Genomic DNA, 15,042 nt, shown 5'->3' with positions numbered 1-15,042 from the left:
CTTTTGCCGAGTCAGGGTAAACGGAGGGTCCATGACGAGCCGAGCGGAAGGTCAGGCCGGGGCCACGGCGCCCGAGCGCGTCGCGGCCGGCACCGTCATCGACACCGACATCTCCGCCCGCCTCGACCGTCTGCCCTTCGGCCGCTTCCACACCCTCGTCATCGTCGCGCTCGGCATCACCTGGGTGCTCGACGGACTCGAAGTGACGCTGGCGGGCGCTCTCGTCGGGGCGCTGCGCAAGGAGCCGATGTCCTTCACCGAGTTCGATGTCGGCCTCGCCGCGAGTTCCTACCTGATCGGCGCCGTCGTCGGTGCCGTCGGCTTCGGCTGGCTCACCGACCGCATCGGCCGCAAGAAGCTGTTCTTCATCACGCTGGCCCTCTACCTCATGGCGACCGCGGCCACCGGCCTGTCGTGGGACATCTACAGCTTCTGCCTGTTTCGCTTCCTCACGGGGGCGGGCATCGGCGGCGAGTACACCGCGATCAACTCGACCATTCAGGAGCTGATCCCGGCGCGCGTGCGCGGCTGGACCGACCTCGTCATCAACGGCTCGTTCTGGATCGGGGCGGCGCTCGGCTCCTTCCTGTCGATCGCGCTCCTGCGCCCGGAATGGATCGACCCGGCCTGGGGCTGGCGCATCGCCTTCTTCGTCGGCGGCGGCATCGGCCTCGTGATCCTGCTGCTGCGCACCTGGATCCCCGAAAGCCCGCGCTGGCTCGTCACCCACGGCTACGCGGCGGAGGCCGACCGGGTGGTGTCGGGCATCGAGAAGCGCTTCACGGACGAGGGCATCACCCTGCCCCCGCCGGACGAGTCGCGGCACCTCAGGCTCAAGGTCCGCAGCCACACGCCCCTGTCCGAGGTGGCGCAGGCGATGTTCGTCACGAGCCGCCGCCAGACCATGGTCGGGCTGGCGCTGATGATCGCCCAGGCCTTCTTCTACAACGCGCTGTTCTTCACCTACGCGCTGGTGCTGGAGCGCTTCTACGACGTGCCCGGCGGCGATGTCGGCTGGTACCTGCTGCCCTTCGCGCTCGGCTCCTTCCTCGGCCCGCTGGTGCTGGGGCGGCTGTTCGACACGGTGGGACGGCGCCCGATGATCGGGGCCACCTACGGCATCTCGGCGGTGCTGCTCGCCGTCGTCGGCCTCGTCTTCCGCGCCGACCTGCTCGGCCCCGTGGGCCAGACCGCGGCGTGGATGGGCGTGTTCTTCTTCGCCTCGGCGGCCGCGAGCTCCGCCTACCTCACCGTGGCCGAGACCTTCCCGCTCGAGATCCGGGCGCTGGCCATCGCCGCCTTCTACGCCATCGGCACCGGCATCGGCGGCGTCTCCGGCCCGCTCCTGTTCGGCACCCTGGTCGAGACCGGCTCGCGCGACCTCGTGCTGGTCGGCTACCTCATCGGCGCGGCGCTGATGGCGGTGGCGGCCGTCGTCGGCGCGGTCTGGGGGACTGCGGCCGAGGGCAAGTCGCTGGAGGACGTGTCGAAGCCGCTGGCCTCGGCGTGAGCCAGGACGCTACGGCGTCTCGTCGGCCGCGAAAACATCGTCGATGTCCCGCCGGGAATGAAGGATGTTCACGATCTCGAACCGATCGCCGAGATAGCGGAAGAAGATGATGTAACCCCGGTACGGGCTGCTGCGAATGTCGGGCTGCAGGTCCGGCCGGGCTCGGCCCAAGGTACCGGGAAGACCTGCGAGACGGTGGCACTGCGCCCGCAATTGGCGAACGAAGCTCTGCCCCGTCGCAAGGCTTCCGCTGGCGCGGGTCACATCCTCGAGAATCTGCAGGAGGTCGGCTCTGGCGGCGGCCAGGAAGACGGGTCGTCTCACGCTCGGACAGTCGAGATCAGAAGCCCTCGGCTTCGAGCTGCGCGCTCCGAGCCGCGAGCGCGGCATCGATCTCGCTCTCGCTGACCTCTCCTCCCGCTGCAAGGGACGCAGCAAGCGTTTCCCGAAGAGCGCCGAGGCGCGCTTCCCGTTCCTCGACCAGCCGCAGCCCCTCGCGCACGACGTCACCCGCGGACGCATAACGCCCCTCGCGCACGACCTGCTCGATGAATCCTTCCCAGCGATCGCCCACGGAAACGTTCATGCCGCTCTCCTCACCCTGTCGAGGATAGCAGAAAACGCGCGGATTGGATCAGCCGCTCATGGTTGAGGCCGTCGACGGCTCTCCGGATCGATCCTTCCGCCGCAACCAGATCGCCGAGGCCACCGCCAGGGCGTCGAGCGGGAGCGTCACGGCGCCCTGGCGCTTGCCCCACAGGTCGAGGCCGCCGAAGCCGACGCGGCGGATCTCCAGCCACGCGCCGAACGGGAACACCGTCTCGGTTCCCTCACCGGGGCCGAAGCATTCCTCGAATGCCAGGGGATCGACCATGATCGCGTCGTACTTGGCGAGGTGATCGACGATCGCGACCTTGGAGCGGAACGGGCCGCGGTCGCGGCGGAACGAGGCGAAGCAGGGCTCGAACTCCGTGAGCGTCACCCGCAGCTTGCCGCCGATGCGCAGGTAGGGCGGGTTCGGACCGTCGGTGCAGAAATTCTCCGGCCCCCAGCCGGCTTCGCTGATCAGGGATTCGGCGAGCGTCACCGGCTCGCCGGACAGCTGGGGGGGCGTCCGCTCCGCGAGCGCGGCCGCAGGTTCGTCGGACAAGGCGGGACCGGTCATGCCGCCCTCCGCCAGGCCGCCGGGACTCGAGCCGCTCGGGGGAGAGCCGCTCTCGGTCACGCCACCGTGGATCATACCACGTCCTCGCGCTGCCGCCGCTCCGCGGGAGCGGCCGACCAGCATTATTTCTCATTTGGTGCGTGCGGGCGAGCAGTTTCTTTCTTTGGGTCGGCCGCCCGCGGGCGGGGCCGCGGCGCCGAGGAGATCACTCCTCGTCGTCGTCCTCGTCGATGCGGCTCATACCCTTGAGCTTGGCGAAGACCGCGTCGGCGTTGAGATCCTCCTCGTCGCGCTCCTCCTCCCGCTCCTCGGCGGCCGGGGCGGTCGAGATCTCGGTCGGCAGGAGCTTGGCGCCACCATCCGTCGGCAGCACGGCGGGGCGGTCCTTGGCGGCGCGCTGCACCTCGAAGTCGAGGTCGATCTGCGAGCACAGGCCGAGCGTCACCGGGTCCATCGGCTGGAGCGAGGCGGAGTTCCAGTGGGTCCGCTCGCGGATCTGCTGGATCGTCGCCTTGGTGGTGCCGACGAGGCGGATGATCTGTGCGTCCTTCAGCTCGGGATGGTTGCGGATCAGCCAGAGGATCGCGTTCGGCCGGTCCTGGCGGCGCGACAGGGGCGTGTAGCGCGGGCCCTTGGTGGTGCGCTTGACCTCGGGCAGCTTCACCTTCGAGACCGCGACCTTGAGCCGGTAATGCGGCGACTTCTGCGCCTTCTCGATCTCGTCGCGGGTGAGCTGGCCGGTGGTGATCGGATCGAGGCCCTTGATGCCCGCCGCGACCTCGCCGTCGGCGATGCCCTTCACCTCGAGCGGGTGCAGCTTGCAGAAGTCGGCGATCTGCTCGAAGGCGAGCGAGGTGTTCTCGACGAGCCACACGGCGGTCGCCTTCGGCATCAGCGGACCTTGGGACATCGGACAAAGCTCCAGGCGGTTTTTCGTGGTTCGCGGCGGGGAAAGGCGCAGGAGTCCGGAAAGGCTCTCCCGCGGCCTCCGGCCCGGTCAGGCCCGAAGGATCCCATGTCGCGATGAATGAGGGGATTGCCTCTTATACAGGCGGGACCGGCCGTTGCGCAATCTGGTTCACGGTACGGATCCGTGGCTCGGACGCCCCTCCAGGGCAGGGCGCAGGGGCGCGACCTCGGCGGCGACATGATCCATGAAGGCGCGCACCCGCGCCGCGTGGCGCAGGTCCGGATGGGTCAGGAGCCAGAGCGTGCCGGCCAACGCCGGCTCCGGCCCCGAGAGGCGGCGCAGCTGCGCGAGCCGGTCGCCGCGATAGCAGGGCAGCGGCCCGATGCCGATGCCCTCGCAGATCGCCTCGCACAGGCCCTGCACGGTGTTGAGGCGCAGGGCCACCCGTTCCGGCCCGGCGCGGGCGGCGACGAAGCGGGCGAAGAGGCCGCCGGCTACCGCCTCGCTGGGGCTGACCCAGTCGGCCTCGGCGCCGTCCACCATCGCCTGGGCCGGGCCGTAGACCGCCCAGGCGATGGTGGCGAGCCGGCGCCCGACGAGGTTGGGCGGCGGGTCCCGGGTGGCGCGCAGGGCCACGTCCGCGTCGCGGCGGGACAGGTTCAGCGCCTCCTCGGAGGTGATGAGCTCGATCTGGACTTGTCGGTAGCGTGCCCGGAAGCGACCGAGCATCGGCATCAGGAGGTCGGTCACCAGGGTCCCGGCGGCGGTGACGCGCAGAAGGCCCGAGGGCGTCTGCGCCCGATCGGCGACCTCCCGGTCGAAGCGGGCGACCTCCTCCTCCATCCGCGCGGCGGAGGCCGCCATCGCCTCGCCTGCCGGCGTCGCCACGTAGCCGGAGCGGTGGCGCTCGAACAGGCGTGCGCCGAGCTCCGCCTCGATGGCGGCGAGGCGGCGGAAGGCCGTGGAGGGATTGATGCCGAGATGGGCCGCGGCCGGTGCCAGCGCTCCCCGCTCGGCGATGGCCCGCACGAGGCGGAATTCGTCCCACGCCACCGGCACTCCACCCTCCTCCTTGCAGACTTGCAAGGATGGTCTTGCACGACGGGGCATTTCTGCAAACAGGGCGAACCTTCATATGGGTGGCGCATTCGACGCTCGGGCTCGAACCGAACGCCTCGCTTCCGTCCAGGGCCGAGAGCCCATCCCGGACGAGGCGCCGGGCCCGCGAACAGGAGAGATGACGATGGCGAAGGTTCTGGTGCTCTACTACTCGTCCTGGGGCCATGTGGAGCAGATGGCCCGGGCCGTGGCCGAGGGCGCCCGCGAGGCCGGGGCCGAGGTCGCGGTCAAGCGCGTGCCGGAGCTGGTGCCGGAGGAGGTGGCCCGGCAGTTCCACTACAAGCTCGATCAGGAGGCGCCGATCGCCACCGTCGAGGAACTGGCCGAGTACGACGCCATCATCTTCGGCACGCCCACCCGCTACGGCAACATGGCCTCGCAGATGAAGCAGTTCATCGACCAGACTGGCGGCCTGTGGGCGAAGGGCGCGCTCGTCGGCAAGGTCGGCTCGGCCTTCACCTCGACCGCCTCGCAGCACGGCGGCCAGGAGACCACGCTGACGAGCTTCCACACGGTGATGTTCCACCACGGCATGGTGGTGGTGGGCCTGCCCTACAGCTTCGCGGGCCAGAACGGCGTCGAGCAGGTGAAGGGCAATTCGCCCTACGGCGCCACCACGATCGCCGACGGCGACGGCTCGCGCCAGCCCTCCCAGGTCGAGCTCGACGGCGCTCGCTTCCAGGGCCGCCACGTGGCCGGCATCGCGGCCAAGCTCGCCGGCTGAGGCAGTCCTCGGTGGTGGTGAGGGGCGCATTCGAAGGGGTCTCTTAAGGGGACCCTTGCGGCTCAGGCCCCCTCACCCTCGCCGGCCGGCTTGCTTCGGCCGCCACAAGATCACCGAAGCCCTCTCCCCGCATGCGGGGAGAGGGAATGCGCTGAACCGGATCGAGCCCTATCGGGCCGCCGCGACGTCCTTCTGACCGATCGCCGCGAGCACGATCCCTTCCGTCAGGATCTGCGGCAGCACCTGCGCCTCGCGCGTCCCGCGATAGACGAGGTAGAGCGGCACGCCGCTGCGGCCGTGATGCTCCAACAGGCGGGTGATCTCCGGGTTCTGGTTGGTCCAGTCACCCTTGAGATAGGCCACCTGTCCCGCCCGGAACGCCGCCTGCACGCCGTCGCGGGCGAGCACCGTGCGCTCGTTGACCTGGCAGGTGATGCACCACGCCGCCGTCATGTCCACGAACACCGTGCGACCCTCCGCCCTCAGGGCGTCGAGGCGGGCCTGCGTGAATGCCTCCTCGCCCTGCGCCAGGGCCGTGCCGCGGGCGGCGGCGCGGTCGCCGTCGAGGACGACGACGAGACCGAGGGAGGCGGCGAGCGCGACCACGGCCGCGGCCCGGCTGAGGCTCGTGCCGAGCCGCCCCGCATGGCGGGCGCGCTCCCAGGCCCAGGCGGCGAGCGCCACCAGCACGAGGCCGGTCAGCCCCGCGAGCAGCCCGTCCGGCCCGACCTGCTGGGCCAGCACCCAGACGAGCCACGCCACCGTGGCGTAGACGGGGAAGGCGAGCGCGCCCTTCAGCACGTCCATCCAGGCACCCGGCCGCGGCAGCAGCCGCAGCGCCCGCGGGAACAGGGTGAGTCCCAGGAACGGCAGCGCGAGCCCGAGGCCGAGGCTGGCGAAGACGGCGAGCGCGGCGGGTGTCGACTGCGTCAGGGCGAAGCCCACCGCCGCGCCCATGAACGGCGCCGTGCAGGGGGTGGCGACCAGGGTCGCCAGCACGCCGGTGAAGAACGAGCCCTGATAGCCTGCCCGCCGGGTCAGCCCGTCGCCGAGCCCGACGATCCCGCCGCCGAGATGCACCACGCCCGACAGGCTGAGACCCATGGCGAACAACCCGTAGGCCAGCAGCGCCACGACGACGGGGGACTGGAGCTGGAAGCCCCAGCCGATGCCGGCGCCCCCCGCCTTGAGCGCGATCAGGAGACCCGCGAGCCCGAGGAAGCTCGCGAGCACGCCCGCGGTGTAGGCCAGCCCGTGCAGCCTCACACGGGTGGCGGATTCACCGGCCTGCCGCACGAGGCTCAACACCTTGATCGAGAGAACGGGAAACACGCAGGGCATCAGGTTGAGGATGAGGCCGCCCAGCAGCGCCAGCCCGGCCGCGCTCCACAGCGTCAGGGTCTCCTCGCCCGACGGGGCGGGAGCCGCCTCGGGCGCGGTGGCGACGACAGCGGCCGCCGACGGCGCGGGCGTGGGCTCCGGCCCCAGCGCATAGGCCCTGCGCGCGCCGGCCTCGGTGAGGGTGAGCACGCCGGCGAGCGCCTCGGCCGGCTGCCCCGCATCGCCCGGCGTGAGGGTGAGGCGCAGTCCGGCGGCATCGACGGTAAGATCCTGCGGCGCGGCGTTGTCGAGAGCCCCCTCCGCGTAGGGGAAGAAGGCGGCTCCGCTCACCTCCGCCAGGTCCGGACGGTCGAGACGCAGCACAAGGCGGTCGCCCTCGCGGGTGGTGCGGACCGGGCCGGGGGCGGTCTCGGGCAGGGCAGCGCGGGCGCGGGCGAACAGGGCGGCCTGCCCCGAGGCCGGCTCCGCCGATCCCGCTACCGGCAGGTCGAGGCTCAGCTCCGCCGAGCCCGGAATGCAGATCTCCTCGCAGACGAGGTAGGACAGCGTGCCCGCGAGCCGCACGGTCTCGCCGACCCTGGCGCTCTCGGGCACCGTGAGCGGCACCAGCAGCGTGACGGTGCCCTCGTAGCCGAAATTCATCAGGGTCTGGACCGGGATCCGCTCCGGGGCCGGCCACTGCACCGGGCCGACCGAGAATCCGGCGGGGAGACGCCATGCCATCTCGGGCGGCAGGCCGGAATCGCCGGGATTGCGCCAGTAGACGTGCCAGCCCGGCTTCATCGCCATGCGCAGGCCGAGCGTCACCGTGCCGCCGGGCACCAGCGCCTCGCTCTCGGCGACGAGGCTCGCCCGCACGAGATCCTTGGCCTTGGCCGTCGTCATGGCTCCCTGCGCGGCGGCCAGGCCGGGGGCGGCCAATGTCAGGAGGAGGGCGAGGAGGAGACGGAGCATCGATCTGTTTCTGAACGGCCCGGTGTCCTTGCCCCGCGAGACCATCCGGATCCGCGGGGCAGCCACCTGTCGGGCCGGAGCGGGCCGGCTGTCATCAGCGACGCTCTATAGCAGATCGTCCCCGCCCCGTGATCCGCCCCATCCCGCGGCCTCGAACCGCGCCGCCGGTCCGACCCGGCGTCACCCCGCCGCCCGCTCCTTCTTCAGCCGGTAGAGCGCGTCGAGCGCCTCGCGCGGGGTCAGCGCGTCGGGATCGAGGCTGTCGATCAGCCGCCCGAGCCGGTCGTCCGGCTCGGGCTTCACCGGCTCCGTCGGGGGCGGCGGTGCCGAGGAGAGGCTCGCGAAGAGCGGCAGGTCCTCGATCTTGCGGCGGGCAGGGCGCTCACGCTCGGAGTTTTCGAGACCTTTGAGGATCGCGCCGGCGCGCGCCACCACGCTCGGCGGCAGGCCGGCGAGGCGGGCGACCTGAAGGCCGTAGGAGCGCTCGGCCACCCCCGGCACCACCTCGTGCAGGAACACCACCTCGCCGCGGTCCTCGGCGACCTTCAGCGTCGCGTTGTCGAGGCGCGGCAGGCGCTGGCTCAGCGCCGTCAATTCGTGGAAGTGGGTCGCGAACAGCGCCCGGCAGCCGTTCTTCTCGTGCAGGTGCTCCAGGCAGGCCCAGGCGATGGAGAGCCCGTCGAAGGTCGCGGTGCCGCGGCCGATCTCGTCGAGCACCACCAGCGAGCGGCGCGTCGCCTGATTCAAAATCGCGGCCGTCTCGACCATCTCGACCATGAAGGTCGAGTGCCCCCGGGCGAGGTCGTCGGCCGCGCCGACGCGGGAGAACAGGCGATCGACCACGCCGAGCCGGGCGGAGGCGGCCGGCACGAAGGCGCCCATCTGCGCCAGCACGGCGATCAGCGCGTTCTGGCGCAGGAAGGTCGACTTGCCGCCCATGTTCGGGCCGGTGACGAGGCGGATGCGCCCGGCCTCACCCCCTGAGAGATCGCAATCGTTGGCGATGAAGGCTTCGCCCGCTCGGGTCAGCGCCGCCTCCACCACGGGATGGCGCCCGCCCGCGATCTCGAAGGCGAGGCTGTCGTCGATGACCGGCCGGGTCCAGGCTTGCTCGACCGCCAATTCGGCGTGGCTCGCCGCCACGTCGAGGCCGGACAGCGCCTCGGCGATGTCGGCGATCGTGTCGGCCCGTTCACCCACCAGGGCCGCGAGGCGGTCGAACACCTCGGATTCGAGCGCCAGAACCCGGTCGGAGGCCCCCGCGATCTTCGATTCGAGTTCGCCGAGTTCGACGCTGGTGAAGCGCATCGCGTCGACCATGGTCTGGCGATGCACGAAGTCCTGCATCAGGCCCTTGAGGCAGGCCTCGCCCACCGCCTGCGGCACCTCGATGTAGTAGCCGAGCACGTTGTTGTGCTTGATCCGGAGCGTCCGGCAGCCGGTGGCCTCGGCGTAGCGCGCCTGGAGCGCGGCGATGACCTTTCGCGAGTCCTGGCCGAGCAGCCGGGCCTCGTCGATCTCGGCGTGGTAGCCCGCGCGCACGAAATTGCCGTCGCGGCGGTTGAGCGGCAGGTCGTCGGCGAGCGCCCGGGCCAGTTCGTCCGCGAGAGCCCGGTCGGCCCGGTCGAGGCGGCGGGCGAGACGCGTGAGGCCGTCCGGCAGATCCTCCCGCGCCAGGCGCGCGCTGAGGGTCGCGGCGGCGTCGAGCCCGTCGCGCAGGGCGGCGAGATCGCGCGGGCCGGCGCGGTTCAGGCCGACGCGGGAGAGCGCGCGGGCGATGTCGGGGGCGGCGCGCAGGGCGTCGCGCAGATGCGCGCGCAGCGCCCCGTCCTCGGCCAGGAACGCGACGGCATCGTGCCGCCTCGCGATCTTTCCCAGGTCGGTGAGCGGGCCGGCGAGGTGCTCGGCCAGCAGCCGGGCGCCGCCCGCCGAGACCGTGCGGTCGATCGCGTCGAGCAGGCTCCCCTTGCGCTCGCCCGAGAGAGTGCGGGTGAGTTCGAGATTGGCGCGGGTGGCCGCGTCGATGGCGAGCGTCGCCCCCGTGGCCTCCCGGCTCGGGGCGGAGAGCGGCACGCGGGTGCCGAGCTGGGTGCGTTCGAGATAGAGCAAAGCCGCCCCGGCCGCGGCGATCTCCGCCCGGGAGAAATGGCCGAACCCGTCGAGGGTCTTGACGCCGAACTGCTCGCGCAGGCGCCGCTCGGCCGAGGCCGGCTCCAGCTCGCCCTGGGCCAGCGGCACCACCGCCGCGCTGGTCTCGCGCCACAGCTTGGCCAGCGCCGGGTCGGCGTGGATCACCTCCGAGAGCACGATTTCCCGCGGCTCGTGCCGGGCGATGGCCGCGGCGAGTTCCGGGCCGTCCACCTCGCTCAGGGAGAAGCGCCCGGTCGAGATGTCGAGGGCGGCGAGCCCGTAGGCTTCGCGGGTGTCGGAGACCCTCCGCCGCCCGATGGCGAGCAGCAGGTTGGCCCGGGTCGGGTCGAGCAGGCGGTCCTCGGTCAGCGTCCCCGGCGTGACGAGGCGAATCACCTCGCGCCGCACCACCGATTTCGGGCCCCGCTTCTTGGCCTCGGCCGCGTCCTCGGTCTGCTGGCAGACAGCGACGCGGTGGCCGAGCGCGATCAGCCGGTGGAGGTAATCGTCGGCCCGCTCCAGGGGCACGCCGCACATCGGGATGTCGGCGCCGCCGTGCTTGCCCCGCTTGGTCAGGACGATGCCCAGCGCCCGGGAGGCGATCTCCGCATCCTCGAAGAACAGCTCGTAGAAGTCCCCCATCCGGTAGAAGAGCAGGCAGTCCGGATTGGCGGCCTTGATCTCGATGTACTGCGCCATCATCGGCGTGGCGCCGGGGATGTCGAGGGGCGAGGAGGTCACCGTATCCGCCGCCTGGGCACGCCGTTCGAGGGGTTGGGGACGCTGGGGTCTGGGCATGGAGCGGAGGCTAGCAGTCCCGCGCCGGACGGGCATCGTCGGCCGCCCGTGAAGTCCGTGGACAAGTGGGCGCTCTCCCCAGCCCTCGCAAGCGGCGGCGGCGACGGCGCCGCGAGAACGGCCGAGGCCCGCCCGGCGTCGCGCCGGACGGGCCTCTTCCAACAGACGTCGCCTCCGGAGGGCGAGGGCCTCAGTAGCGCGGGCCGCCCGTGGTGTTGCCGAGCTGCTGCTGGTAGCCGGGCCGCTCCGGGTTGCGGGCGTTCGGGTTGCCGTGGCGATAGGTGTTCATGCGGCGGCGGTGGCGCTGCGCCTTGGTCGAGTGGTGGTGGCCGAGGACACTGCGATGGGAGCGGTGCCAGCGCCGGTGGTGCCGGCCATGGTCGCGCACGGTCTCGACCGTGTCGCCGGCGATCACGCCGGGAGCCGGCATCGCGGGGGCGGCCGACGCGGCCCCGATTCCCAGGCCGAAGCTGCCGAGCAGCACACCGGCTGCGAGTGTCAGGGCAATACGCATCGTCGTCTTTCTCCGTCGCGTGCATGGAACGCACGCCGAGCGCACAATTCGTCGTTCACCCCTCCGTTCCGAGTAGAGATCAAGCTATGTTAACAAATTTTCGTGTTGGATTACTTTGATCAATCGGCCGTAGCGGGACGGTTGCGCCCGCGCGCGAACCGCGGCACCTCCCGGGCCATGTCGCCGCCCGCCTCCGCGCTTCCGATCGAAACCGCCCTCCCCGCCCTGCGCGGGGCCCTGTCCGAGCGCAGCTCCGCTGTGCTCGTGGCGCCACCCGGCGCCGGCAAGACCACGCGCGTGCCGCTCGCGCTCCTCGACGAGCCCTGGCTCGGCGGGAGGAGAATCATCCTCCTCGAACCCCGCCGCCTCGCGGCCCGCGGCGCGGCCGAGCGCATGGCGGCCACCCTCGGCGAGCGGGTCGGCGACACGGTCGGTTTGCGGGTGCGGCTCGGTTCCAAGATCTCGGCCCGCACCCGGATCGAGGTCGTCACCGAGGGCGTGTTCACCCGCATGATCCTCGATGATCCGGAACTCGCCGGCATCGGTGCGGTGCTGTTCGACGAGTTCCACGAGCGCTCGCTCGACGCGGATCTCGGACTGGCCTTCGCCCTCGACGCGCAGGGGGCGCTGCGGGAGGACCTGCGGATCCTGGCCATGTCGGCGACCCTCGACGGCGCCCGCGTCGCGGGGCTCCTCGGGACTGCGCCGGTCGTGGAATCCGAAGGGCGCGCCTACCCGGTCGAGACGCGCCATCTCGACCGCGACGGAAGCGAGCGGATCGAGGACGCCATGGCCGCCGGGATCCTGCGGGCGCTGCGAGCGGACCCCGGTTCGGTGCTCGCCTTCCTGCCCGGTCAGGCGGAGATCCGCCGCACCGCCGAGCGGCTGGAGGGCCGCCTGCCGGACGACGCCGACCTCGCCCCCCTCTACGGCGCGCTGACCCAGGGCGAGCAGGACCGGGCAGTGGCGCCCGCACTGCCGGGACGGCGCAAGGTGGTGCTCGCCACCTCCATCGCCGAGACCTCGCTGACGATCCAGGGCGTGCGCATCGTCGTCGATTCCGGGCTCGCCCGCGTACCGCTCTACGAGCCCGGCAACGGCATGACCCGCCTCGTCACGGCGCGGGCCTCGCGCGCCTCGGTCGATCAGCGCCGCGGCCGCGCCGGCCGCACCGAACCGGGCGTGTGCTGGCGGCTCTGGCCCGAGGCGGCGACCGCTGCGCTCGAACCCTTCGCCCGCCCCGAGATCCTCTCCGCCGACCTGGCCGGCCTCACCCTCGACTGCGCCGCCTGGGGCGTCACCGATCCGACCGCCCTGCCCTTCCTCGATCCGCCGCCGGCTCCGGCGCTGGCCGAGGCGCGGGCGATGCTGACGGATCTCGGCGCCCTCGACCCGGACGGGCGCCTCACGGCGACCGGCAACACCCTGCGCAGCCTGCCGCTGCCGCCCCGGCTCGCCCGGATGGTCGCCCGCGCCGCGGAATCCGGGCAGGCGCGGGCTGCGGCCGATCTCGCCGCCGTGCTGGTCGAGCGCGGCCTCGGCGGCGATGCGGTGGATCTCGCCGAGCGCCTCGACCGCTTCCGCCGCGACCGGGGCGGACGGGCCACCGATATGCGCCGCCTCGCCGAAGGCTGGGCGCGGCAGGCGGCCCGGGCCGCGGGTGATGCGGCCGAGCCCGATCCGGGTCTGGCCGAGCCCGGTGCCCTACTGGCGCTGGCCTATCCCGACCGCGTGGCGCGGGCACGCGGCCGGGAGGGCGCCTTCCTGATGGCCAATGGCCGCGCCGGCCTCGTCGATCCCGCGAGCCCGCTCGCCCGCGAGGCCTTCCTCGTCGTCGCCGACCTCACCGGCGCCGCGGCTTCCGCCCGCATCCTCTCGGCCGCCGCGATTTCCTCCGAGTCCATCGACGCCCTGTTCCGCGACCGGATCGAAACCGTGCGCAGCGTCGGCTTCGACGGGCAAGCCCGCGCGCTGCGCGCCCGCGAGGGGCGCCGGCTCGGGGCCGTCACCCTGGACGAGCGCACGATGCCCGTCCCCGCCGACGCGGAGGCGGCGCGGGTGCTGGCCCGCGGCGTGGCCGGGCTCGGCCTCGACCGCCTGCCCTGGACACCCGCATTGGCGCAGTGGCGGGCCCGCATCCGCTTCCTCCACGAGGCCGAGGGCGGGGAATGGCCGGACCTGTCCGACGAGGCTCTGGCCGCCGGTGTCGAGGAGTGGCTCGCCCCAGCCATCCTCGGGCGCGCCTCGCTCGGCGCGATCACCGCTGACGATCTCGGCCAGGCGCTGCAGGGCCTGCTGCCCTGGACCCTGCGCGCCCGCCTGGAGGCGGAAGCGCCGAGCCATATCGAGGTGCCGACGGGCTCGCGCATCCCGATCGACTACGAATCAGGCCCCGAACCCGTGCTCGCGGTGCGGGTGCAGGAGCTGTTCGGGCTCGACCGTCACCCCACCCTCGGCGGCGGACGCGTGCCGCTGGTGCTCCACCTGCTCTCGCCGGCCCACCGCCCGATCCAGATCACCCGCGACCTGCCGGGTTTTTGGCGCGGCTCGTGGAGTGCCGTGCGCTCGGAGATGCGGGGGCGGTACCCGCGCCATCCCTGGCCGGAGGATCCGCTCAGCGAGGCGCCGACCCGCCGTGCGAAGCCGCGGGGGACGTGACGGGGACTTTGGGCATCAGCCGGATCAGGAGCCGGTGGGTCGGCCAGCAGATCAGCAGCGGGATGCCGGCGACGAGGCCCGCGAACCATGCCCAGGCCGGCATCATCGTCTGGGCGGCGTGGTCGCTCATGCCCCAGACGTAGTTGATGTTGACCGGCGTCAGCCCGGGATCGGGCCGCGGCGGCGGCATCAGGAAGAAGCAGACGAACAGGACGACCACGGCCAGCGCCGACCACGCGGTCCAGGCGCGGCGGTCGTAGCCGAGCCGCCAGACGAGGAAGACGAGCAGGAACGGCAGCCAGCCGTGGAACAGCGACAGCCCCCGAAGGAACGGCGAGGTCTCGCGGTTGAACATGTAGGCGGTCATGCCGGTCAGCGGGGTACCCGCCGCCTCGGCCGCGAAATCGACGACCCAGAGCGTCTGCGGTGCGAGGAGACCGACGGCGCAGACCGAGACGAGCAGCGCGCTCTCGGCCCAGATGCCGACGAGGGTCAGGATCAGGGCGATGTCGCAGAAATACAGGAAGTTCGTGGGCCCGTACTGGGTGAGATAGACCGGGAGCAGCACCGCCATGAAGGCCGAGTAGGCGAGCTTGAGGCTCAGGGGGATGCGCGCGGGGCTGCGCGTGCGGACGCCCCTGACGCCGTCTCTGACGCCGTCCTGCCCGATCACGGGCTCATCCGCCGTCGCCGCATTGCCGGAAGGACTCATTGCCGCCCCCTGTCGTTTCCGGCTTGACCGTGGCCGAGATTCGCTCGCCTGAGCGTGAGGGAACGCACGCGGCACGCCGCGCCCACGCGAGACGGGAAGGATACGATTCCATGGGTTCAGCGACCGGCCGCACCGGCGTACCGATCCCGGCCCTGATCCCGGCGCTCATGCTCGCAGGCCTCGTCGCCGGTGCGGCCCGCGCGCAGACGACGCCCGACGCAGGTCCCGCCCGGCCGCTGGTCATCCCTCAGGCCGAGGGTGAGCGCCAGGGCAAGGTTCTCGGCCGGGCGCTAGCCTGCGGTGCGGCGCGCGACCGGATCGAGCGTGTGCTGCGGGCCGGCCGCGAGCGTATGCTGGCGGCGGTCGGCCGGGCGCTCACCGAGGAGCGTTACGCGCTCGCCCTGGACGACGCGATGCGTCTGGAGACGAGCCTGCCGGCACCCTCTCCGGGCGCGTGCGAGAAGGCGCTGTCGGCCTTCGAACGGCTGGAGAAGGCCCCGTAGGACT

The 15,042-nt window shown here is 72.2% G+C and carries 13 protein-coding genes; 4 read left to right on the top strand and 9 right to left on the bottom strand.

Going from position 1 to position 15,042, the window contains the following annotated elements; genetic code table 11:
* Positions 1–31 precede the first annotated feature (31 nt).
* Positions 32–1,510 (top strand): MFS transporter, encoded by a 1,479-nt coding sequence (locus HNR01_RS23270; RefSeq protein ID WP_153875414.1) that lies wholly within the window; start codon positions 32–34, stop codon positions 1,508–1,510.
* A 9-nt stretch (positions 1,511–1,519) separates the two neighbouring features.
* Here HNR01_RS23270 and HNR01_RS23265 read toward each other — a convergent pair whose 3' ends face one another.
* From HNR01_RS23265 to HNR01_RS23245, 5 genes are all read right to left on the bottom strand, one after another.
* Positions 1,520–1,834 carry a type II toxin-antitoxin system RelE/ParE family toxin gene (locus HNR01_RS23265; RefSeq protein WP_096487014.1) on the bottom strand — a complete coding sequence of 105 codons (315 nt, stop codon included), beginning with the start codon at positions 1,832–1,834 and terminating at the stop codon, positions 1,520–1,522.
* Between the two features lie 16 nt (positions 1,835–1,850).
* A complete protein-coding gene (locus HNR01_RS23260; protein ID WP_017483840.1) occupies positions 1,851–2,096 on the bottom strand; it encodes a type II toxin-antitoxin system ParD family antitoxin in 246 nt (81 codons plus the stop codon).
* Positions 2,097–2,144: 48 nt separating this feature from the next.
* On the bottom strand, positions 2,145–2,750 hold the full coding sequence (locus HNR01_RS23255; protein WP_153875413.1) for a hypothetical protein: 606 nt from the start codon (positions 2,748–2,750) through the stop codon (positions 2,145–2,147).
* 130 nt (positions 2,751–2,880) lie between these two features.
* The gene (locus HNR01_RS23250; RefSeq protein WP_017483838.1) at positions 2,881–3,585 is read right to left on the bottom strand and encodes a DUF1013 domain-containing protein; all 705 of its coding nucleotides are present in this window, start codon (positions 3,583–3,585) and stop codon (positions 2,881–2,883) included.
* Between the two features lie 168 nt (positions 3,586–3,753).
* Complete coding sequence (locus tag HNR01_RS23245; RefSeq protein ID WP_246750797.1) at positions 3,754–4,644, bottom strand: LysR family transcriptional regulator; 891 nt, start codon at positions 4,642–4,644, stop codon at positions 3,754–3,756.
* A 184-nt stretch (positions 4,645–4,828) separates the two neighbouring features.
* On the opposite strand from HNR01_RS23245, the gene wrbA reads away from it, so the two are divergent.
* Positions 4,829–5,428 (top strand): NAD(P)H:quinone oxidoreductase, encoded by a 600-nt coding sequence (gene wrbA / locus HNR01_RS23240; RefSeq protein WP_017483836.1) that lies wholly within the window; start codon positions 4,829–4,831, stop codon positions 5,426–5,428.
* 168 nt (positions 5,429–5,596) lie between these two features.
* Here the strand turns inward: wrbA and HNR01_RS23235 are convergent, their stop codons facing one another.
* The 3 genes from HNR01_RS23235 to HNR01_RS23225 all read right to left on the bottom strand — a co-directional run bounded on the left by HNR01_RS23235 (position 5,597) and on the right by HNR01_RS23225 (position 11,165).
* A complete protein-coding gene (locus HNR01_RS23235) occupies positions 5,597–7,723 on the bottom strand; it encodes a protein-disulfide reductase DsbD family protein (RefSeq protein ID WP_183670149.1) in 2,127 nt (708 codons plus the stop codon).
* Positions 7,724–7,903: 180 nt separating this feature from the next.
* Positions 7,904–10,651, bottom strand: a complete 2,748-nt coding sequence (mutS, locus tag HNR01_RS23230; protein WP_183670147.1) for a DNA mismatch repair protein MutS — start codon at positions 10,649–10,651, stop codon at positions 7,904–7,906.
* 190 nt (positions 10,652–10,841) lie between these two features.
* On the bottom strand, positions 10,842–11,165 hold the full coding sequence (locus tag HNR01_RS23225; RefSeq protein ID WP_153875408.1) for a hypothetical protein: 324 nt from the start codon (positions 11,163–11,165) through the stop codon (positions 10,842–10,844).
* Between the two features lie 177 nt (positions 11,166–11,342).
* On the opposite strand from HNR01_RS23225, the gene hrpB reads away from it, so the two are divergent.
* Positions 11,343–13,823, top strand: coding sequence for an ATP-dependent helicase HrpB (gene hrpB, locus HNR01_RS23220; RefSeq protein WP_183670146.1), 2,481 nt, complete (start codon positions 11,343–11,345; stop codon positions 13,821–13,823).
* Here the strand turns inward: hrpB and HNR01_RS23215 are convergent.
* Entirely contained in the window at positions 13,780–14,397 is a 618-nt protein-coding gene (locus HNR01_RS23215) for a hypothetical protein (protein WP_246417624.1), read from the bottom strand. The two genes, hrpB and HNR01_RS23215, sit on opposite strands and share 44 nt — an antisense overlap.
* Before the next feature lie 305 nt (positions 14,398–14,702).
* Here HNR01_RS23215 and HNR01_RS23210 point away from each other — a divergent pair, with 305 nt between their 5' ends.
* Positions 14,703–15,038 (top strand): hypothetical protein, encoded by a 336-nt coding sequence (locus tag HNR01_RS23210; protein ID WP_051061620.1) that lies wholly within the window; start codon positions 14,703–14,705, stop codon positions 15,036–15,038.
* Positions 15,039–15,042: the final 4 nt, after the last annotated feature.

This window comes from Methylorubrum rhodesianum (genome assembly GCF_014199985.1).
GTDB lineage: Bacteria > Pseudomonadota > Alphaproteobacteria > Rhizobiales > Beijerinckiaceae > Methylobacterium > Methylobacterium rhodesianum.
This window is presented reverse-complemented; position numbering and strand designations above follow the sequence as displayed.